General features: G+C 72.0%; 20 protein-coding genes. 16 read left to right on the top strand and 4 right to left on the bottom strand.

Annotated features, from left to right (window positions below; genetic code table 11):
- Positions 1-27: 27 nt before the first annotated feature.
- The 3 genes from A6A06_RS03800 to A6A06_RS03790 all read right to left on the bottom strand — a co-directional run bounded on the left by A6A06_RS03800 (position 28) and on the right by A6A06_RS03790 (position 3275).
- Positions 28-930, bottom strand: coding sequence for a LysR family transcriptional regulator (locus tag A6A06_RS03800; protein WP_073758716.1), 903 nt, complete (start codon positions 928-930; stop codon positions 28-30).
- A 136-nt stretch (positions 931-1066) separates the two neighbouring features.
- Positions 1067-1741 (bottom strand): hypothetical protein, encoded by a 675-nt coding sequence (locus tag A6A06_RS03795; protein ID WP_073758714.1) that lies wholly within the window; start codon positions 1739-1741, stop codon positions 1067-1069.
- Positions 1742-1922: 181 nt separating this feature from the next.
- On the bottom strand, positions 1923-3275 hold the full coding sequence (locus tag A6A06_RS03790; protein ID WP_199930663.1) for a M14 family metallopeptidase: 1353 nt from the start codon (positions 3273-3275) through the stop codon (positions 1923-1925).
- A gap of 203 nt (positions 3276-3478) precedes the next feature.
- Here A6A06_RS03790 and A6A06_RS03785 point away from each other — a divergent pair, with 203 nt between their 5' ends.
- Complete coding sequence (locus A6A06_RS03785) at positions 3479-4381, top strand: S1 family peptidase (protein WP_073758711.1); 903 nt, start codon at positions 3479-3481, stop codon at positions 4379-4381.
- Between the two features lie 113 nt (positions 4382-4494).
- On the opposite strand, the gene A6A06_RS03780 is transcribed toward A6A06_RS03785, so the two are convergent.
- Entirely contained in the window at positions 4495-5580 is a 1086-nt protein-coding gene (locus A6A06_RS03780) for a chitinase (protein ID WP_073758710.1), read from the bottom strand.
- Positions 5581-5926: 346 nt separating this feature from the next.
- Here A6A06_RS03780 and A6A06_RS03775 point away from each other — a divergent pair, with 346 nt between their 5' ends.
- The 15 genes from A6A06_RS03775 (at position 5927) to A6A06_RS03710 (ending at position 19446) form a co-directional block, all read left to right on the top strand.
- Positions 5927-6952 (top strand): hypothetical protein, encoded by a 1026-nt coding sequence (locus A6A06_RS03775; protein ID WP_073758709.1) that lies wholly within the window; start codon positions 5927-5929, stop codon positions 6950-6952.
- A gap of 178 nt (positions 6953-7130) precedes the next feature.
- On the top strand, positions 7131-7853 hold the full coding sequence (cpaB, locus tag A6A06_RS03770) for a Flp pilus assembly protein CpaB (RefSeq protein ID WP_199930662.1): 723 nt from the start codon (positions 7131-7133) through the stop codon (positions 7851-7853).
- Between the two features lie 13 nt (positions 7854-7866).
- Positions 7867-9219: an AAA family ATPase gene (locus tag A6A06_RS03765; protein ID WP_079193765.1), complete on the top strand. Its 1353-nt coding sequence runs from the start codon at positions 7867-7869 to the stop codon at positions 9217-9219.
- 3 nt (positions 9220-9222) lie between these two features.
- Entirely contained in the window at positions 9223-9603 is a 381-nt protein-coding gene (locus A6A06_RS42515) for a TadE/TadG family type IV pilus assembly protein (protein ID WP_079193764.1), read from the top strand.
- The gene (locus tag A6A06_RS03760) at positions 9600-10061 is read left to right on the top strand and encodes a TadE family protein (protein WP_242440545.1); all 462 of its coding nucleotides are present in this window, start codon (positions 9600-9602) and stop codon (positions 10059-10061) included. The genes A6A06_RS42515 and A6A06_RS03760 overlap by 4 nt, the downstream gene beginning before the upstream one ends.
- Complete coding sequence (locus tag A6A06_RS03755; protein ID WP_073758705.1) at positions 10058-11395, top strand: CpaF family protein; 1338 nt, start codon at positions 10058-10060, stop codon at positions 11393-11395. Before A6A06_RS03760 ends, A6A06_RS03755 begins: the two co-directional genes overlap by 4 nt.
- 31 nt (positions 11396-11426) lie before the next feature.
- On the top strand, positions 11427-12368 hold the full coding sequence (locus A6A06_RS03750) for a type II secretion system F family protein (protein WP_073758703.1): 942 nt from the start codon (positions 11427-11429) through the stop codon (positions 12366-12368).
- 54 nt (positions 12369-12422) lie between these two features.
- Entirely contained in the window at positions 12423-13325 is a 903-nt protein-coding gene (locus A6A06_RS03745) for a DUF5936 domain-containing protein (RefSeq protein WP_073758701.1), read from the top strand.
- Positions 13326-13901: 576 nt separating this feature from the next.
- On the top strand, positions 13902-14066 hold the full coding sequence (locus tag A6A06_RS41425) for a Flp family type IVb pilin (protein WP_199930713.1): 165 nt from the start codon (positions 13902-13904) through the stop codon (positions 14064-14066).
- Positions 14063-14782: a pilus assembly protein TadG-related protein gene (locus A6A06_RS03735; RefSeq protein ID WP_073759774.1), complete on the top strand. Its 720-nt coding sequence runs from the start codon at positions 14063-14065 to the stop codon at positions 14780-14782. Before A6A06_RS41425 ends, A6A06_RS03735 begins: the two co-directional genes overlap by 4 nt.
- A 32-nt stretch (positions 14783-14814) precedes the next feature.
- Positions 14815-15387 (top strand): hypothetical protein, encoded by a 573-nt coding sequence (locus A6A06_RS03730; RefSeq protein WP_073758697.1) that lies wholly within the window; start codon positions 14815-14817, stop codon positions 15385-15387.
- Between the two features lie 3 nt (positions 15388-15390).
- On the top strand, positions 15391-16020 hold the full coding sequence (locus A6A06_RS03725) for an OmpA family protein (RefSeq protein WP_073758695.1): 630 nt from the start codon (positions 15391-15393) through the stop codon (positions 16018-16020).
- Between the two features lie 190 nt (positions 16021-16210).
- Positions 16211-17398 (top strand): HoxN/HupN/NixA family nickel/cobalt transporter, encoded by a 1188-nt coding sequence (locus A6A06_RS03720; protein ID WP_199930661.1) that lies wholly within the window; start codon positions 16211-16213, stop codon positions 17396-17398.
- A 49-nt stretch (positions 17399-17447) separates the two neighbouring features.
- The gene (locus tag A6A06_RS03715) at positions 17448-18029 is read left to right on the top strand and encodes a TetR/AcrR family transcriptional regulator (RefSeq protein WP_073758693.1); all 582 of its coding nucleotides are present in this window, start codon (positions 17448-17450) and stop codon (positions 18027-18029) included.
- Between the two features lie 166 nt (positions 18030-18195).
- Positions 18196-19446, top strand: coding sequence for a Cmx/CmrA family chloramphenicol efflux MFS transporter (locus tag A6A06_RS03710; protein ID WP_073758691.1), 1251 nt, complete (start codon positions 18196-18198; stop codon positions 19444-19446).
- Positions 19447-19464 lie beyond the last annotated feature (18 nt).

Below are 19464 nucleotides of genomic sequence, written 5' to 3'. Positions count from 1 at the left end.
CCGCGGCGCGCCTCACCGCCGGCCGGATCAGCTCTCGAACACGCCCCGCAGGGCCGAGCCTGCCTGGTCGCGCAGCCATGCGTGGGCGCGGTCGTTGTCGTGGCGCCGGTGCCAGACCATATGCAAGGGGACCGGCGGCATCGTGAAGGGCAGGGGAAGGGCCCGCAGGCCGAGGCCGCGCAGGGCGGAGCCGGTGACGGCCTGCGGGACGGTGACGACGAGGTCGGTGTCGAGGACGAGGGGGAGGGCCGCGGCCGTGTTCGGTGCCGCGGCGACGACCCGGCGTTCCAGTCCGAGGGCGGTGAGCGCGTCGTCGACGGGGTCGCGCAGCCGTCCGCGCCGGGAGATGGTGACGTGTCCGGCCGCGGCGTAGCGCTCGGGAGTGAGGGGTCCGTCGGCCAGGGGGTGGCCGGGGCGGACCGCCGCGACGAGGCGGTCCGCGCCGATGAGCCGGTGGCGGATGCCGGGCACCGAGGGCTCGGCGGAACTCGATTCGAGGTCGGCCTCCCCGCGCCGTGGTTCCGGGGTGCCGGAGGTCGCCTCGGCCACCAGGCGCAGCCGTACGCCGGGGGCCTGGCGGTGGACCGCGGCGAGCAGGGCGGGGCCGCAGGCCGAGGCCAGGGCGTCGTGCCAGCGGACGGTGAAGGTGCGGCGCAGGGTGGCCAGGTCCAGTTCCCGGTCCCGGCTGAGGAGCTGACCCGCCTGGTGGACGAGGTCGTGAACCTGTGCGCGCATCTCCAGGGCGTGCGGGGTGGGGACCATCGTCCGGCCGGTGCGGACCAGGATCTGGTCACCGGTGACCCGGCGGATCCGCCCCAGGGTGCGGCTCATCGCCGGGGACGTGACATGCAGCCGGGCGGCCGCGCCGGCCACGCTGCCTTCTTCCAGGAGCGCGTCCAGCGCGGTGAGCAGATTCAGGTCCAGTTGCATGCGGGTAATGTTACGTGTCGCAAGCATGCACTTGCTGTTAATCAACTGGCCGCCCACGGTCCCCCCGCGGACGACGTCGCGCAGCGCGCCGATCCCCGGAGCCCGGCGGCGGGCCCGGGGGGCGGGGTGCGGGGGCTTACGGGTGGTACTTCTCCTCGACCGTCTCACCGGCGCCGGACTTGGTGCTCATGGTGACGCGGACGGTCACGCTGCCCGACTTCGCGGCCTTCTCCAGCTGGTCGACGGTGCACTTGGACGTGCCGTAGCCGTCGTCGCCGATGGAGACGCTGCCGGGGTCGTCGGAGCAGATCGCGGCCGCGCCGAGGATCTTCGTGGCGTTGGCGACGAAGAAGGCCTGGTCCATGCCGCCGTCCGCGGGCTTGACGATGAGCTTGCCGGGGGCGAGGTATTCCAGCTTGCCGACGAGCGTGCGGTGGTTGCCCGCGTGGGCGACGCCGCTTCCGTCGGGGGCGGACTTGCTGCCGGTGGCCCGCGCCGGGGCGGACTGGCCGCCGTTGCGGCCCTGGGAGGAGGACGTGCCGCCGTCCTGGGCCTGCGGGGCGGACTGGCCGCCGTTCCGGCCCTGCGGGGCGGAGTCGTGGGCAGCGGAGTCGCCGGAGGGCTGGTCCGTGGCCGGGGCGTGCTGCGAGCCGGACGCGCTCGAAGAGCTCGCGGGGCCGGTGGCGCCCGCCGTCCCGGAGTCCTGCCCGCAGGCCGTGGCCCCCAGGCCCAGCGCCGCGGCGGCGACGACGGTGGTGGCGATGCGGCGGCCGGCGCGGCCGCGGAAGCGGCGGCTGATGGCGGTGTTCATCGTTTTCTCCGTTGCTCTGTTCTCTCGGTTCGCTTCCGGACGGGATCCAGCGTCGAAGACCGGGTTGGTGTTCCACTAACAGACCGCTAATACGGAGCGGCGACGCTGCCGGAACCGCTCCGGCACACGCGACCGGGGCCCGCCCCCATGGGCAGGCCCCGGCCGTGAGCGATGTGTCACCTCACCCCGTCTTGCAGTACTGCGCCTCCTTGCCGATCGAGCGGTACATGCAGTCGCTGTTCTCCAGGAGCTGGAGGACGGCGTCGCGGTTGCGGGAGGTCTCGCGCTGGATCACCGAGTCGCGGGGGTAGAAGCCGCCCTGGCCCGCCGAGGACGGGTACATCTCGAAGGTGTAGCCGAAGATCTTCTGGTTGCCCCAGAGCCAGTCGTCGATGGAGCCGTCGGTGATGTAGAGGTCGCTGGACTGCTCGGGGGTGTAGCCGTTGCTGGCGGCCATGGACTTGCCGACGGCGGCGAACGCGTCGCGGTCGTCCTGGGTCAGGCCGGGGGCGGTGTCGTTGTAGGTGTAGCCGTAGGGCCACAGGACCAGTTCGCTGTACGTGTGGAAGTCGATGGCGGTCTTGATCTGCTGGACGCCGCCGACGATCCGGCTGCGGACGAAGTCGGCGACGACCTTCACCTCGGGCGCGGAGGCGGCGGACGGGCCGCGGTAGGTCTCGGAGCCGGTGCTGCCCGACGAGCCGCCGCAGCAGCCCCACTTGAAGTCCCAGTTGCGGTTCAGGTCGGTGCCGACGTTCGAGGAGCCGGCGTTGGGCTGGCGGTTCTTGCGCCAGCTGCGGAAGGAGCCGGAGGCGATGTCGTACGCGCCGCCGTCCGGGTTCACGTCCGGGACGACCCAGATCTCGCGGGAGTCGAGCATCTTGGTGACGCGCGGGTCGCTGCCGTACTTGGACGTGTAGTCGTTGAGCAGGTAGAGGGCCATTTCGACGGTGAGGTGCTCGCGCGCGTGCTGGTGCGCGGTGAAGAGGACCTCGGGTTCGTTCTCGTCCTGGGCGACGTTCTTGCTGAGCTTCAGGGCGAGGACGTCGCGGCCCTGGTAGGTCTTGCCGATGACGCGCTTGCTGAGGATCGCCGGGTACTTGGCGACGAGCGCGTTGATCTCGGAGGTGGCCTCGGCGTAGTTGTGGTAATTGCCGTAGCCGGAGGGGAAGTCCTTGATGCGGTCGCCGGTGCCCGCCGGGGGCGCGGGCAGGGCCCGCAGCCGGTGGCCCAGGCTGCGTACGAGGGCGGCCTGCGCGGCGTCCGCGGTGATGACGACGGTGCGGCCGTGCACCTCGTCGATGGACACGCCCGTCGAGGCGAGGGCGCTGCGCTGGGCGGCGGTGGCGAGGCCGGTGATCTCGTACTGACGGGGTGTCGCGGTGTCCGCCACCGCGGTGCCGGCGGCAGCGGCGCGGGTGGACGTGTCCTGCCTGGGGGAGTCCTCCGCGCGGGCGGCGAGGGGTGCGGCCAGAGCGAGGGAGACGAGCGCGGTGAGGACGGTGGTCCGTCTGCCGCGTGAGCGTGGTCGCATGGCGAGTCCTCCGTGGGGTGTGAGGCGGGCGACGGCGCCAGTGTTTTGCCTTGGCATGGCTCGGTCAATGCCTCGCGTTGACACAAATCCGCCAACTTCCCTCGTGTTTCCGGCGGATTGTTGCCAGGGATCTCTGCCGCACCAACAATGCGCACGACAAGTCCGGCGCAACGCCGGACGCACCAGCGTGAGAGGACCCCCACATGAACAGACCTCTCGTCGGCGCCCTGGCCACGGCAGTCCTGGGCGCCACGGCGCTTCTCGGCGCCACCGGCACGGCCAGTGCCGTCACGACGTCGGACGCGGCGACAGCCCGGACCGCGGCGGCGCCGCAGCTCCAGAGCGTTGCCGAGGCCGCGGCGCCGAAGGCGAAGGCCGTCACCTTCGCCGGTACGGTCGCGCTCAACAACTGCTCGGGTTCGATCGTCCGAATGCCCACCTCGACCGACAACGATCCGGCCCTGGTCATGTCCAACGGCCACTGCCTGGAGAGCGGCATGCCCGACCCGGGCGAGGTCATCGTCGACCAGCCCTCCAACCGCTCCTTCACCGTGCTGAACGCCTCGGCGGGCAACCTCGGCACGGTCCGCGCCACCAAGATCGTCTACGGCACGATGACCGACACCGACGTGTCGTTCTACGAACTCTCCTCCACCTACGCCCAGATAAAGCAGCGCTACGGCATCAAGGCGCTGGACATCGCCACCACCCACCCCGCCAAGGGCGCCGGCATCACCGTCGTGTCCGGGTACTGGAAGAAGACCTACTCCTGCAACATCGACGGCTTCGTGCCGCAGTTGAAGGAGGGGGGATACGTGTGGAAGGACTCGGCCCGCTACACCGCCGCGTGCAAGACCGTCGGCGGTACGTCCGGGTCGCCCGTCATCGACACCGCCTCCGGCAAGGTCACCGCCATCAACAACACGGGCAACGAGAGCGGTGGCCGCTGCACGATGAACAACCCGTGCGAGGTCGACGAGAACGGCAAGGTCACGGTGCGCAAGGGCATCAACTACGCCCAGCAGATCTACACCATCCCCAAGTGCTTCGGCACCGGCAACAAGCTGGACCTGGGACGGCAGGGGTGTGTCCTGCCCAAGCCGTGAGGCGCGGGAGGACTGCCGCTAGGCCGTAGAACGTGAATGACCGGCCGCGCGCCGCTCGAAGCGCCGCGCGGCCGGTCGCCGGCCGAGGGGCCGGCCGGCTGCCGTGCGTACGGTTACGGCAGCTTGTGGACGTGCGCCCCCACCTGGTTCGCGAACGCGTTGCCGTCGGCCGCGTCCCAGTTCGTGGACCAGGCCATCGCGCCCCGCAGTCCCGGGTACGTCTTCGACGGCTTGAACGAGCCGCAGTTCTTGCCCTGCGTCAGACAGTCCAGCGCCGCGTTCACCACGGACGGCTCCGCGTAGCCGCCGCCCGCCGCGCGGGACGACGCCGGGACGCCGATGCCCACTTGCGACGGGGCGAGTCCGCCCTCCAGCTGGACGCAGGCGAGCGAGGTGAGGAAGTCCACCGTGCCCTGGGAGTACACCTTGCCGTCGCAGCCGTTCATCGAGCCGCTGTTGTAGTACTGCATGTTGACGACCGTGAGGAAGTCCTTGATGTTCAGGGCCGTCTTGAAGTACTCGTTCTGCGGCGACTGCATGTCGACCGTCTGCGGTGCCATGGTGACCACGACGTCGCTGTGCCGGTCGTGCACGGCCTTGAGCGCCTTGGTCATATAGGTCGAGTTGAGGCCGTTCTCCAGGTCGATGTCGACGCCGTTGAAGCCGTACTCGTCCATGAGCTTGCCGAGGGAGTCGGCGAAGTTCTTCGCGGAGGCGTCGTCGCTGACGGACACCGCGCCCTTCTCGCCGCCGACCGAGATGATCACCGACTTGCCGGCCGCCTGCTTGGCCTTGATGTCCGCCTTGAACGCGTCGGCGGAGCCGTAGCCGACCGCCGGGTCGAGGTGGAAGTCGAGCCCGCCGGGCGTCGTGGTCGCCTCGGCGAAGGAGACCGCGATGATGTCGTAGGCGTCCGGGACGTCCTTGAGCTTCTGGACCGTGGCGCCGTTGTCGAAGTTCTGCCAGTAGCCGGTGACGGCGTGCTTCGGTACGGCCGCTGCGTGCGCCGCGGTGGGGGCGTGCGCCGCCGGGGCCTTGGCCGTGCCGGACGCCGGGGCCGCCTCGGCCGCGCCCGCGGTGCCGGCCGCGACGAGACCGGCCGTGGTCAGTGCCGCGGCGGCGAGTCCCGCGAGGGCCCGTGCGGCGTGCCGTGCCGGACGTCCCGGGTGTGCTGCTCTTCCTGATCGTGCGCGTACCACTGGTGCCTCCGTGGGGGGAGTTGGGCAGGGTGGTGCTGCTGCGCGTTCAGGGGCCCCTGAGCTGCTGTGGTGTTGATGTGGTGCGTGGTGCGACTACTGGCGTACAAGGTGGTCCAGACCAATGTGCATGTCAAGAGGTGGCGCGGAATTCGGGATTCCCCGCGGCCGGACGCGGGGTGACGGCGGCCCGGCGCGGCGAAAGGAGGGTGGGAGATGCCAAGGCGGGTGTCCAGTAACCCGGAACGTGTTCTCCGGGGCGGAACTCGTCGATAAGGTGCTGAGCCAACAGCAGTGCCGACAGCGCCAACAGTGCCGACAGCGCCAGCAGCGCAGTGGGGGACGCGACGTGCCGACCGCGATTGCAGTCACCAGCGCCGATCTCGCGCTGCCCGCCACCGACCGGCAGACCCCGGCCGCCGTGGTCGTCCGGCCCCCGCACGCCCAGCCGTTGGACGAGGCGCTGGCCGAGGCCGGCGCGGTACTGGAGCACCACGGCCACCTCGTCGCCCTCTGCTCCACCGCCTGCCCGCCGGATCACGTCCGGCGGCTGCACACGCTGCGCGCGGTCCTGGAGAGCGACCGGTTCGCGATCGTGCCGCTGGACCTGCCGCCGCTCGGCCTGGCCGTACTGGCCCACCAGCTGCGGCAGTTGTCCCTGTGCGACTTCAGCCCCGGACTGCTGGCCTGCGCCGCCCGCCTGCTGGCCCACTACGTGCACGCGGGCGCGCTGCTGGGCAGCGTCGCACGCCTCGACAGGGTCGCGACGGACCTGCGTTCCCACCTGCGCTCCTGGGTGCCCGGCACGCACTTCGCGGTGCTCGCGAACCCGGAGCCGCACCTCGTCCACCTCGACCGGCACGCCGAGCGCGCCACCGAAGCGGGCCTGCGCCCGCCCGGCTTCGCCACCCGCCTCGTCTACGCGCGCGGCCAGCTGTCCGGCGAGTGGGTCGACGGCGTCCTGGCGCGGTCCTGGCAGGTGCAGGGGACGTACGAGGTCCCGCTGCCCGCCGAGTCGGCGGCGTGGTGGGGCACGCACAAGGTGACCGAGTTCGCGGCGGCCATCCCGGATCTCTCGGTGCTCTACCAGCTCGTGGCGTCCGTACGGAGAGAGGAGTGCCGCTGGTGCGGTCTCGAACTCATCGGCGACCGGTGTGCGTTCTGCTCGGCGCCGACCACCGCACCGTCTGCGGGCACGGACGCCGGGCGCCGTACGGGCGGGACCGCGGCATCCCGCACGGGGCCGGGCGCGGCACCGGCGGCCACCGCCTCGCCCGTCTCCTCCCTGCTGCGGCGCCGTGGCCTGGCTCCGGTGGCTCCGGGCGGCGTCCCCGGTCCCGAGCCGGGAAGGCGGGCGGCCGTACGGGCGCGGTGATCCCACCCGTAAGACGGCCGTACGGGCCTGCCGGGCCGCCCGCGCCGGACCGGCACGGAGCCCGCCGGGCCCGGCCGCCGCGGCCCGGCCCGCACCGACGGCGCCACCGGCCGACCCGCCCGGCCCCGGCCGCCGTCACCGCCCCCGCCCGCACCGATCCCGACGAGGTCCCGCACTCATGAATTCACGCCAGCGCCGTGGAGTGATCCTGCTGCTCCTGTCGGTCCTCTGTGCGCTCGGCGCGTTCGTCGGCGTGCTGTCGGTGATCCGCAACGTGGAGTCCAAGGTCGGCCCGGAGCGCACCGCGTACCGGCTGAAAGCGGACGTGGCCGCCTACCAGGCCCTCGAACCCGCCCAGTTCGAGAAGGTGGACATACCCGAGCGCTGGCTGCCGTCCACTGCCGTCACCGACCTGGCCCGGGTCCGCGGGAAGATCGCCGTCACTCCGCTGCACAAGGGCTCGCTCCTCCAGGACGACATGGCCGTCGACCGCCCGGCGCTCAAGCCGGGGCAGCAGGAGATCGCCATCATGATCGACGCGGCCACCGGCGTGGCCGGGAAGATCAACCCCGGTGCCCGGGTGAACATCTACGCCACCTTCGACGGCAAGCGCGCCGAGGACCGGCCCGTCTCCAAGGTGATCGTGGCGAACGCCCAGGTCATCGACCGGGGCAAGCTGACGCCGCTGGAGAGCAAGGACCCCGGCGACACCCGCCCCTCCAGCACCCGCCGCGCCGCCGACGCCGTACCGATCACCTTCGCGCTGAGCACCCAGGACGCCCAGCGCGTCGCCTACGCGGAGTCCTTCGCCACCCACGTACGGCTCGCCCTCGTCGCCCCCGGCACCGAGGCCGGCATCCCGCCCGCCGAGCGCACCTACACCCTCGACGGCGACAAATGACCCGGAGGCACTGGTGACCATCCGCATCCTCCCGGCCGTCGGTGACCCCGACGCCGCCCGCGCCGTGTCATCGCTGCTCAGCCAGTTGCCGGGCGCCGAGCCCGCGCCCCCGGTCGCCGACTCCACCGCCCTGGCCGACGCCCTCGACCGGGCCGCGTCCCGTGCCGCGGCGGGCTCGGCGGACCTGCCGGGGCCGCCACCCGCCGCCGTGGACGAACTGCCCGAAGTCGTCCTCGTCCACGAGCGCATCGGCCCGGTGCCCGCGCTGGAGCTGATCCGCGACATCGCGCTGCGCTTCCCCGCCGTCGGCGTCGTGCTGATCACCACCGACGCGGGCCCGGCCCTGTTCGCCGCCGCCATGGACGCGGGCGCGCGCGGCATCGTCGGACTGCCGCTCGGCTACGACGAACTGGCGGCCAGGGTGCAGGCCGCGGCCCAGTGGGCTTCTGGCGTACGGGTCCACCTGGGCGGCGGGCACGAGACGGCGTCCGGACCGGCCGGCACGCTCGTCACCGTCACCGGCGCCAAGGGCGGCGTCGGCACGACAGTCACCGCCGTACAGCTCGCGCTCGCCGCGCGCGCCGCCGGGCGCAGCGTCGCACTGGTCGACATGGACCTCCAGTCCGGCGACGTGGCCTCCTACCTGGACGTACAGTTCCGCCGCTCGATCGTCGACCTGGCGGGCATCCAGGACATCTCCGTACGCGTCCTCCAGGACGCCGTGCACGCCCACCACACCGGCCTCGGCCTGCTGCTGGCGCCGGAGGAGGGCGAGCGGGGCGAAGAGGTGGACGACCGGGCCGCCCGTACCGTCCTGGCGGCGCTGCGCTCGCGCTACGAGCTGGTGGTGGTGGACTGCGGGTCCCAGATGCAGTCCGCCGGTGCCGCCGCAGTCGAACTCTCCGATGTGGCCCTGCTCGTGACCACACCGGACGTGGTGTGCGTACGGGCCGCCAAGCGTCTCGTACGGCTGTGGGACCGGCTCCAGATCCGCAAGGCGGAGGACACCACGACCGTCGTCAACCGCCTCACCCGCAACACCGAGATCCAGCCGCCGCTCGTCGGCAAGGCCACCGGCACCCAGGTCGCCCGGACCCCCGTACCGGCCGGCTTCAAGGAGCTCCAGCCGTACGTCGACGCCGGCCGGATGCAGGACCTGGACGCCCGGTCCGCGGTCCGGCAGGCGCTCTGGGCGCTGGCGGGGGAGCTGGGCCTGATCGACGCGCCGGCCGCGGCACGGCAGGGGCGGGGCAGCCACCGCGCCCGTACGCCGCTGACCGGGCGGCGGCGCAGGGCGCTGACGGCCGGGCCCGCCGCCGGGGAGCCTGGGGCTTTCGGCCCGGCCGGCCCGTACGAGGAGGGCTGAGGGATGCGCCGCCCACCGCTGGGCGACGACCGCGGCCAGGTATCCGTCGAATTCCTCGGTCTGACGCCGCTGATCCTGGCCGTTCTCGTCCTGCTCTGGCAGTTCGTGCTGGTCGGCTACACGTACACCCTCGCCGCCCACTCCGCCGACAAGGGCGCGCGGGCGGGCACCGCCACTGAGACCGGCGGCGCGGGCGCGTGCGCGGCGGCGGCCAAGGAGGACCTGCCCGGCGCGTGGGCGGGGAGCGCCACGGTCGGCTGCGGCGCCGAGGGCGGCCTGTGGAAGGCGACGGTCGGGCTCAAGGTGCCGGTGCTCTTCCCCGGCGCCGGGACCTTCCCGTGGACCGTCACCGGCACGGCGGGCGCGGCGGAGGAGGGATCGTGAGGGGTACGGGGCGGATACGCGCCCGGCGGGGCGGGAGCGAGCGGGACACGGGGACGGTACGGGGCCGGAGGCCGCCCCCGCGGCGCGACGACCGCGGCCAGGTCTCCGTCGAATTCCTCGGCTTCCTGCCGGTCCTGCTGCTCATCGCCCTCGCCGTGATCCAGCTCGGCCTGGCCGCGTACGCCGTCCAGCAGGCCGGTACGGGAGCGCGCGCCGCCGCCCGTACGGCCATCCTCGACGAGGCCGACCGGAAGACGACGCCGGAGGCGGCGGGCAAGGCGGCCATGAGCGACTGGGTCGGCGCGGACGCCAGCGTCCAGGCGTCCGAGGGCGGCGGCGAGGTCGAGGCGACCGCGACCGTCGAGATCCCGTCCGTCATCCCCGGCGCCGGCCCCTGGCACGCCACCCGCAGCGCCACCATGGCCCTGCCCGCCGAACCCGGAGGCACCACCCCATGAGCCTCAAAGCCCGCATCGCCGCGCCGGAGGCTCCCCCGGCGGGCCGCGAGGACGGCCACCTCGTCGCCGTCTACCGCGCCAAACTGCTGGAGGAGATCGACCTCGCCGAGATGTCGGCGCTGGCCGCCGCCGAGCGCCGTACCCGCCTGGAGCGCGTCCTCGGCCACATCATCAGCCGCGAGGGCCCGGTCCTGTCCACCGCCGAACGCGCCCAGCTCATCCGCCGCGTGGTGGACGAGGCGCTCGGTCTCGGCGTCCTGGAACCGCTCCTCGAAGACGCCTCCGTCACCGAGATCATGGTCAACGGGCCCGACCAGGTGTACGTCGAGCGGCACGGCCGGGTGGAACTCGTACCCGTCCGCTTCGCCTCCCACGAGCAGCTCATGCAGACCATCGAACGCATCGTCTCCACCGTCAACCGCCGGGTGGACGAGTCCAACCCGATGGTCGACGCCCGGCTGCCCTCCGGCGAGCGCGTCAACGTCATCATCCCGCCGCTCGCCCTGAACGGCGCCACCCTCACCATCCGCCGCTTCCCCCGCGCGTACACGCTGCCCGAACTGATCGGCATGGGCACGCTCGACGACCAGATGGTGATGCTGCTCGCCGGGCTGGTGCGGGCCAAGTTCAACGTCGTCGTCTCCGGGCCCACCGGCGCCGGCAAGACCACCCTGCTCAACGCCCTCTCCGGCCTCATCCCCGAGGGAGAGCGCATCATCACCGTCGAGGACGCCGCCGAACTCCAGCTCCAGCAGACCCACGTCATCCGCCTGGAGTCCCGGCCGCCCAACGTGGAGGGCAAGGGCCGCATCACCATCCGCGACCTGGTGCGCAACTCCCTGCGCATGCGCCCCGACCGCATCATCGTCGGCGAGGTCCGCGGCGGCGAGACCCTCGACATGCTCCAGGCGATGTCCACCGGCCACGACGGCTCGCTCGCCACCGTGCACGCCAACAGCGCCGAGGACGCCCTGATGCGCCTCCAGACACTCGCGTCCATGTCCGACGTCAAGGTGCCCTTCGAGGCGCTGCGGGACCAGATCAACAGCGCCGTCGACTGCCTCGTCCAGATCACCCGGCACGCCGACGGCTCCCGCCGCATCGGCGAGATCGCCCTCCTCGACTCGCGCGGCCACACCGGCTACCGCCTCGCCACCGTCTGCCGCTTCGAGGCCGAGCCGAGCGGCGCCGACCGCACCGTACGCGGCCGCTTCCGCTACTTCCCGCTGCCGCGCCGCGTCGCCGAACGCCTCCACCTCGCCGACGAACCCGTACCCCCGGCCTTCGGCGTGGCGGCCACCGCCGACCGGCTCGCCACCCGCGAAGCCTCGTGACAGCTCACCATCGGAGGACGGACCCGCGCCCATGTCCCTGGACAGCATCGCCCTGCTCACCCTCGGCACCGCCCTGCTCTGCGCGGTGCTGGCCGTCGTGGGCCTGCGGCTGTACGCGACCGGACGCGAGCGGCACCGGGCCCTCGTCGACCGGCTCTCCGACGACCGCGGCCTGCCGCCGGGCCACGGCCGCCGCTTCTCGGCCGTCGACCGGCGGCTGCGCGCCACCCGGTTCGGGCGCGGCCTGGAACTGCGGCTGGCCGCCACCGGCCTGGACGTGACCCCCGGAGAGTTCTTCGTCGGGCTGCTCGCCGTGGTCGCCGGGGTCTGGATCGTCGCGCAGGCGGTCCTGGCGCCCTTCTTCGGCCCCATCGCGGCCGTGGCGGCCGTCTGGTCGGCGTACGCCTTCGTCAACTGGCAGCGGCAGAAACGTATCGAGAAGTTCATCAACCAACTGCCCGAACTGTCCCGCATCCTCGCCAATGCCACCCAGGCCGGGCTGGCCCTGCGCACGGCCCTGGGCATGGCGGCCGAGGAACTGGAGGCGCCGGCCGGGGAGGAACTGGCCAAGGTCTCCGACAAACTGGCCGTCGGCCACTCCCTCGACGAGGCCCTCGACGAACTCGCCGCCCGCCTGCCCTCGCGCGAACTCGTCGTCCTCGTCACCACCCTGGTGCTGGCCAACCGTGCGGGCGGCACGGTCGTCGGCTCGCTGCGCAACCTCACCAAGACCCTGGAGGAACGCAAGGAGACCCGGCGCGAGGTGCGCACCCAGCTCTCCCAGGTCGTCGTCACGGCGTACGTCGTGCCGTTCCTCGGCCTGGGCACCCTGCTGCTGATGAACCGCATCGCGCCCGGGGCCATCGACCGGATGACGGCCACGTTCCCGGGCCAGGCCGCGGTGGTCGTGGCCTGCGTCCTGTACGCCGTCGGCTTCTTCGTGATCCGCCGCATCTCCAAGATCGACGTCTGACGGCTCCGGCCGCACCCCGCCCGGCCCCACACCCCACCTCGAAGGCACCCACCCATGGGAATCGGAACGACCGGACTGCTCCTCGCCCTCGCCCTGGCCCTCTCCGTGGCGGGCATCTGCCACGGCGTCGCCCTCTACCGCCGCGAGGCCAGGCTGCCCCCGGACATCGCCGTCGCCCTGGAGGTCGGCTCGTCCCGGACCACCGTCGTCGGCTCTGCCGTGGACCGGGCGGGTATGCGCTACGCGCCACTCGTCCTACGCCTGATGGGGGAGAAGCGGGTGGCCCGGGTGCGCAGGCGCATCGATCTGGCGGGCAACCCCGGGGGCCTGACCGTGGACCGCTACGCCGCCCGCCGGGCGGTCTACGGCTTCCTGGGCTTCGGCGGCGCGTTCGTCATGCTGCTGCGCTCCCAGTTCCTGCTCGCCCTCCTTCTGGTCGCCTTCGGCCTCTTCTGGAACGAGGTCGGGATCTGGGCCGCGATTCGCCAACGCAAGGACACCATCGAACGCACCCTGCCCGACTTCCTCGACGTACTGGCCGTCGTGGTCAGCGCCGGGCTCGGCTTCCGCCAGGCCCTGGACCGGGTGGCCGACAAGTACGAAGGGCCCTGGGCGGACGAACTGCGCATCACGCTGCGGCAGATGGACATGGGCGTCAGCCGCCGCGAGGCGTTCGAGGAACTGCGCAGACGCAACGACTCCGAACAGGTGGCCCAGTTCGTCACGGCCCTCCAGCAGGGCGAGGAACTCGGCTCCCCGATCGTCGACACGCTCATCCAGATCGCCGACGACATGCGCCGCACCGACGCGCAGAACGCCCGGCGCCGCGCCGCCCGCGCGGTGCCCAAGGCGACCATGGTCGTCACCACGTTCATGGTCCCCGCCACGATGATCCTGCTCGTCGCGGGCTTCTTCCTCGGCTCGGGCACCAACTTCGGGTCACTGATGGGTGAATGACGGGGTGCGGGCGGGGGCGGTCCGTCCCGCGTGCCCCGGTGGCGTCTTCCGCGTCTCGAATCGGCTCCTGTTGGGCAAACACCCTTCGCGTACGCAACGGTATATGGCACAGTCTGCATCCGTGTGTTCCCCGGCCCCGGCCGCACCGCCGGGCACACCGGGACGGGTGGCAACGGCGCCGCCGACGAGGACGGGCGGGGGTGGGAAGGATGCCGTCGGACGGGACGAGCGCACCGGATGAACCGGGCGCACCGGAGAGTCCTGGCTTATCGGGCGAACAGGGTGATGTGGTCGGGCCCCGCTCCCGAAATCACCGGCCGAGGCTTCAACGCGCGCCCGATGGAAAGGAATGCGGGCGGACGCCCTGTTCCGGGACCGGTGTTCCGGCGTACTTTTCTCGTGTCGCGAGCGTGCGGGTGCGCAGCGTGCTCACGTCCGGTGTACGCGTGTTCGGTGTGCGCCTGTACGGCGTCCGGCCGTACGGCGACCGGCCGTTCGACGCGTGCGTACGGGGCGACACCACGGGGGCAGACCATCCGGACCGCAGCGGCCCGGCCGCCCATGGAGGGGAACACGATGGCGAAGCGGTTGTTGTCAGACGACCGGGGGCAGACCTCGATCGAGTACCTGGGCATCATCGCCGTGGTCGTGGCGATCGTGCTCGTTCTGTCGACCACGGACTTCGGCAGTCAGATCGCGACGGCCATCTCCAACAAGATCTCCGAGGTCGTGGGCATCTGACCCGAGCGGCGTCCCACCGCCGGCAGCGGGACGCCGGCCAGGCGTTTCCCCTGTACATCGTGGCCGTGGCGGGCCTGCTCTTCCTCGCCTTCGCGTTCTTCGCGGTCGGGCAGGCCGCCGCGACGCGCAACTCCGCGCAGACCGCGGCGGACGCGGCCGCGCTGGCCGCCGGGCAGAAGTACCGGGACCAGCTGACCGCGAAGCTCCTCGACGCGATCCGTACGGGCGCGCCCTGGGAGGACCTCCTCGGCGGCCGCGGCGTCCCGGGCGGCGAGGCGTGCGCCAGCGCCCAGTGGTTCGCGGGCCGCAACGACGCCGATGTGACGTGCACGGCCGACTCGTACCCCACCTCGTTCGCCGTCCGGGCCGACACCCGTAAGACCGTGGGCCGTTCGGTGATCCCCGGAACCGAGAGCACGCACGCCTCGGCGCGGGCCAGGGCGGTGGTCGAGCCGCGGTGCGGCCCGGGGCCGGAGCCTGAGCCGAAGCCGGGGGAGGGCGGCGAGCCTGGGCCTGGGCAAGGGCAGGGCCAGGGGCAGGGAGATGGCCAAGGCGACAGCTCCGGCGCGGGCCAGGACGAGGGCGGCGACCCGCCCGCCACACCCTCCGCCGTCAACCTCGCCTGCGAGGACGGCAAGGACTGGAGCGTCGACCCGGCCGACCTCCGCGACCTGCCCGGCGCCGCCGACCTGTTCTCCGTACGCCTTGCCGAATGACCAGCCGACGACGAGCAGAGGGAATCGCATCCATGGATACTGGGCGCCCTTCGAAGGCCACCAGGAGAGTGGCCGCCGCGGCTGTCGCCGCCGGCCTCGCTCTCGTCGTGAGCGGCTGCGGCGGGGACGGCGGAGGCGCGGACGGCAAACCGTCGGCGCGGGCCGCCGCCCCCAAGGACACCGGTCGCGGAACCCCCGCCGCCGACTCCCAGCAGGCCATCGGCGAGGTGAAGGGGCCGGACGGGGTGTCCGTCACCCTGCACTCCGCGGTCCGCGACACCGGCGGCTTCGTCACGGTCACCGGCACCGTCACCAACCACGGCTCCAAGATCTTCAACGCGATCAACTGGCGCTCCAACGAGACCGGTATGCGCTCGCGCTCCTCCGTCTCCGGCGCCACCCTGGTCGACAAGGCCGGCAAGAAGCGCTACCTGGTCCTGCGGGACACCGAGGGCGAATGCCTGTGCACCACCGGGCTGAGCGGCCTGAAACCCGGGGAGAGCCGGCCCGTCTTCGCGCAGTTCCCGGCCCCGCCGGCGAAGGTCACCGAGGTCGATTTCCAGCTGCCGACCATGCCGCCCGCCACCGTCTCGATCTCGGACTGACCCATGACCACCACGTCCGGGACCAGGACCCGCGCGGCACGGGCCGCCGTCACCACGGCCGCCGCCCTCCTGTTCACCCTCCCCCCGGCCCCGCCGGCCGCCCACGCCGAGGACCCGCCCGGCGTCTCCGAGGACACCACCGCGCCGGTCAGGATCGACCCGCGCGACCCCGACCTACGGATGGTCCAGGGCGCGACCCTCGCCCCCGCCAAGGTGCTCAACATCAAGTCCATCGTGGAGACCGACGACGGCGCCGAGCGGCGGCAGGACACCAACTCCAATGTGACCTTCGCCCTCCAGGCCGAGGTCCTCTTCGCCAAGGACAGCGCCGAACTGTCCCCCGACGCGCTGTCCCGCATCGGCACCATCGCGGCCGAGATCAAGAAGCAGAACGCCACCAGCCTGCGGGTCTTCGGCTTCACCGACAATCTGGGCACGGCCGCGCACGGCCTGGTGCTGTCCAAGGACCGCGCCAACGCCGTCCAGCGCGAACTGGCCAAGGGCCTCGGCTCGACGACCACGTTCCAGATCCGGGGGTACGGCGAGCAGTACCCGATCTCCGACAACGCCACCGAGGAAGGCCGCAAGAAGAACCGGCGGGTCGAGGTGAGCTTTCCCCGTACGGGGTCGTAGGGGCGAGGCGGGGCGGACCGGGCAGGGCCGAGGGTGAGGCGGACCGAGGCCGGTTGGAGCGGGCCGGCCCTGTCGACATCATGACCCGGCTTTTGCTGCACCTTGGTTGCAGGTGCACACGGCCCGGCGTGACGCTGGCACCGGCTCGCCGTACGGCCTGCCGCCGCCCAGCCAAGGAACCGCGCGCCCCATGAGCACCACCCCCACCCCCGCCTCCGCGCCGTCCGCCACGGGAGCCGGACCGGGACGGCGAGGACGGCGCGGTCTGCGGGGGCTGCGGGGCTCCATGTCGCGACAGGAGTGGACGCGGCTCGGCGGCATGGCGGCGTTCATCCTCGCACTGCACGTCATCGGCTGGTTCACGCTCGTGGTGATCGTCGCGCCCGCGCACTACAGCCTCGGTACGAAGTCCTTCGGCATCGGCATCGGCGTCACCGCGTACACCCTCGGCATGCGGCACGCCTTCGACGCCGACCACATCGCCGCCATCGACAACACCACCCGCAAACTGATGGGCGACGGGCAGCGCCCGCTCTCCGTCGGCTTCTGGTTCTCCCTCGGCCACTCCAGCGTCGTCTTCGGCCTGGCCTTCCTCCTCTCCCTCGGTGTCCGGGCGCTGGCCGACCCCGTACGCGACGACGGTTCACAACTGCACAACATCACCGGCCTCATCGGGACCACCGTCTCCGGCGTCTTCCTGTACGTCATCGCCGCCGTCAACCTCCTCATCCTCGCCGGGATCTGGAAGGTCTTCCGCCGGATGCGCTCCGGCCACTACGACGAGGCGGCACTGGAGGAACAGCTCGACAACCGCGGCCTGCTGAACCGCCTCCTCGGCCGCCCGATGAAGTCGGTCACCAAGCCGTGGCAGATGTACCCGCTCGGCCTGCTCTTCGGTCTCGGCTTCGACACCGCCACCGAGATCGCCCTGCTGGTCCTGGCCGGCACCGGCGCCGCCTCCGGCCTGCCCTGGTACGCCATCCTCTGCCTGCCCGTGCTCTTCGCCGCCGGCATGAGCCTGCTCGACACCATCGACGGTTCGTTCATGAACTTCGCGTACGGATGGGCCTTCTCCAAGCCGGTCCGCAAGGTCTACTACAACCTCACCGTCACCGGTCTGTCGGTTGCCGTCGCCCTCGTCATCGGCACCGTGGAACTCCTGTCCCTCCTGGCCGACAAACTCTCCCTCCACGGCCCCTTCTGGGACTGGATCGCCGGCCTCGACCTCAACACCGTCGGCTTCGTCATCGTGGGGCTGTTCTTCGCCACGTGGGTGATCGCGCTGGCGGTCTGGAAATTCGCCCGCATCGAGGAGAAGTGGACGGGGGAACTGCGCCCGTCCACCGCCCCTGCGGACGGCTGTGCCCCGCCCGACTGATCGGCCCAGGTATTAGACCGACCGATCCAATACGTGTAGTGTCGCCCGTATGGCCCGGCCCAGGAAGTTCGACGAGGAGCGGGCGGTCGACGCGGCGGTGTCCGCGTTCTGGGCCGCCGGTTACGAAGCCACGTCCACGCAGGACCTGTGCGAGGCGACCGGCCTCGGGCGCAGCAGCATCTACAACACGTTCAAGAGCAAGCACGAACTCTTCGGGCGGGCGCTGGACCGCTACATGGCGGAGCGGAACGGCGAACTGTTCGCGCTGCTGGAGAGCGATCTGCCGGTGCGGGAGAAGATCCGCGTGCACCTCCGGCGGATCGTCGACGAGGAGTGCGGCGGCGAGGATGCCCGGCGCGGGTGCCTGGTCGTGAACACCGCCGTCGAGGTGGCGGCCCGTGACGAGGAGGTCGCGGGCGAGCTGGCGCGGGATTACCGGCTGCGGCTGGAGGCGATCCGCGCCGCCGTCGAGGCCGGGCAGCGGGACGGCGACATCGACGCGGGCAAGGACGCGCGCACCCTCGCCCACCTGGTCATCGCGGCTGTCGGCGGCCTGCGGGTCTCGGCGCGCTGCGGGGTCGGCCGCGCGGAGCTGGAGGGGATCGTGGAGGGTTTCATGGCGGCGTTCTGAGGGCGTTCCGAGGGCGTTCCGAGGGGTGGGCGGGTGTCGCGGTGCACCCCGCCTGTCGGACACCTCACTCGCGGCCCGACCGGGTCGCCTTTTCTTTTGGCTTCATTTTGGACTGCTCGATACATAACACTGCTCGATACATAACATGAACGGAAGTACGCAACCCATGCCCATAGCCGTCTATCTCCTCGGACTGGGGATCTTCGCCCAGGGGACCTCCGAGTTCATGCTCGCGGGGCTGCTGCCCAATATCGCTGCCGACCTGGGGGTTTCCATCCCCGACGCCGGGCTCCTGGTCTCCGCGTTCGCCATCGGCATGGTCGTGGGCGCGCCCGTGCTCGCCGTCGCCACGCTGCGGCTGCCGCGCCGGACGACCTTGGTCGCGTTCCAACTGGTGTTCGTGGCCGGGCACGTGGTCGGAGCGCTGGCTCCGGGGTACGGCGTGCTGTTCGCGACGCGGGTCGTCAGCGCGTTCGCGTACGCGGGATTCTGGTCGATGGCCGTCGCGACGGCGGTGAGCCTGGTGCCCGCCGACGTCAAGGGCAAGGCCCTGTCGCTCGTCGGCGCCGGCCTCACGCTCGCCACGATCGTGGGCGTACCGGCCGGCACGGTCGTGGGCCAGTACATCGGCTGGCGAGCGGCCTTCTGGGGCGTGGTGGCCCTCACCGTGATCAGCCTGGCGACGCTCCTCGCCGCGCTCCCCGCCGGGCGTGCCCCGGAAGCCGAACTCCCCTCCGTACGGCGCGAAGTGCGCGGCATGGCCCGGCCCGCGCTCTGGGTGTCCTACCTCGTCACCACGCTGACCTTCGGCGCCGCCATCGTCACCTTCAGCTATCTCACGCCCCTGCTGACCGAGGTGAGCGGACTGCCGGCGGGCCTGGTGCCGGCCGTGCTCTCGCTCTACGGCGTCGGCGGCCTCATCGGGATGACACTCGGCGGACGCACCGCCGACCGCAGCCCGCTGCGCACGCTCTTCCTCGGCGTCGGCGGGCTGACCGTCGCATCGGCCCTGCTGGCCCTGACGGCGGGCAACCCGGCCGTGACGATCGTGCTGGCCTTCGTCCTCGGCCTGACCGGCTACGTCACCAACCCGGTACTCCAGTCCCGGGTGTTCACCCTCGCCCCGGACGCGCCGACACTGGCCCCGTCGGTCAACACCTCCGCCTTCAACGTCGGCATCACCCTCACACCGATGCTGGGCGGCCTGACCATCGACGCGGGCCTCGGCTTCACGTCGGTGGCCTGGGTCGGCGCGGCAGTCGGCGCGGCGGCACTGCTTGCCGCCGTGTGGGCTGCCGCAATCGCACGCCGAACGAAGGGCCGTACGACGACGAGCCACGCCCCCGCCCCGGCGGCCGCCGTCGACACCGCCACCACTCCCACCGCCAGGCCGGACGCTTTGACAGCGGCCGAGTGAACAATCGGTTCGGATCGA

This window comes from Streptomyces sp. CB02923 (genome assembly GCF_001905005.1).
In the GTDB taxonomy this organism is placed as follows: Bacteria; Actinomycetota; Actinomycetes; order Streptomycetales; family Streptomycetaceae; genus Streptomyces.
This window is presented reverse-complemented; position numbering and strand designations above follow the sequence as displayed.

Coding starts and splice junctions, on each gene's coding strand:
- A6A06_RS03790 (WP_199930663.1), bottom strand. CDS start 3,275: ATGCGACCACGCTCACGCGGCAGACGGACCACCGTCCTCACCGCGCTC.
- cpaB (WP_199930662.1), top strand. CDS start 7,131: ATGAATTCACGCCAGCGCCGTGGAGTGATCCTGCTGCTCCTGTCGGTC.
- A6A06_RS03755 (WP_073758705.1), top strand. CDS start 10,058: ATGAGCCTCAAAGCCCGCATCGCCGCGCCGGAGGCTCCCCCGGCGGGC.
- A6A06_RS03730 (WP_073758697.1), top strand. CDS start 14,815: ATGGATACTGGGCGCCCTTCGAAGGCCACCAGGAGAGTGGCCGCCGCG.
- A6A06_RS03720 (WP_199930661.1), top strand. CDS start 16,211: ATGAGCACCACCCCCACCCCCGCCTCCGCGCCGTCCGCCACGGGAGCC.
- A6A06_RS03795 (WP_073758714.1), bottom strand. CDS start 1,741: ATGAACACCGCCATCAGCCGCCGCTTCCGCGGCCGCGCCGGCCGCCGC.
- A6A06_RS03750 (WP_073758703.1), top strand. CDS start 11,427: ATGTCCCTGGACAGCATCGCCCTGCTCACCCTCGGCACCGCCCTGCTC.
- A6A06_RS03710 (WP_073758691.1), top strand. CDS start 18,196: ATGCCCATAGCCGTCTATCTCCTCGGACTGGGGATCTTCGCCCAGGGG.
- A6A06_RS42515 (WP_079193764.1), top strand. CDS start 9,223: ATGCGCCGCCCACCGCTGGGCGACGACCGCGGCCAGGTATCCGTCGAA.
- A6A06_RS41425 (WP_199930713.1), top strand. CDS start 13,902: ATGGCGAAGCGGTTGTTGTCAGACGACCGGGGGCAGACCTCGATCGAG.
- A6A06_RS03745 (WP_073758701.1), top strand. CDS start 12,423: ATGGGAATCGGAACGACCGGACTGCTCCTCGCCCTCGCCCTGGCCCTC.
- A6A06_RS03800 (WP_073758716.1), bottom strand. CDS start 930: ATGCAACTGGACCTGAATCTGCTCACCGCGCTGGACGCGCTCCTGGAA.
- A6A06_RS03725 (WP_073758695.1), top strand. CDS start 15,391: ATGACCACCACGTCCGGGACCAGGACCCGCGCGGCACGGGCCGCCGTC.
- A6A06_RS03785 (WP_073758711.1), top strand. CDS start 3,479: ATGAACAGACCTCTCGTCGGCGCCCTGGCCACGGCAGTCCTGGGCGCC.
- A6A06_RS03715 (WP_073758693.1), top strand. CDS start 17,448: ATGGCCCGGCCCAGGAAGTTCGACGAGGAGCGGGCGGTCGACGCGGCG.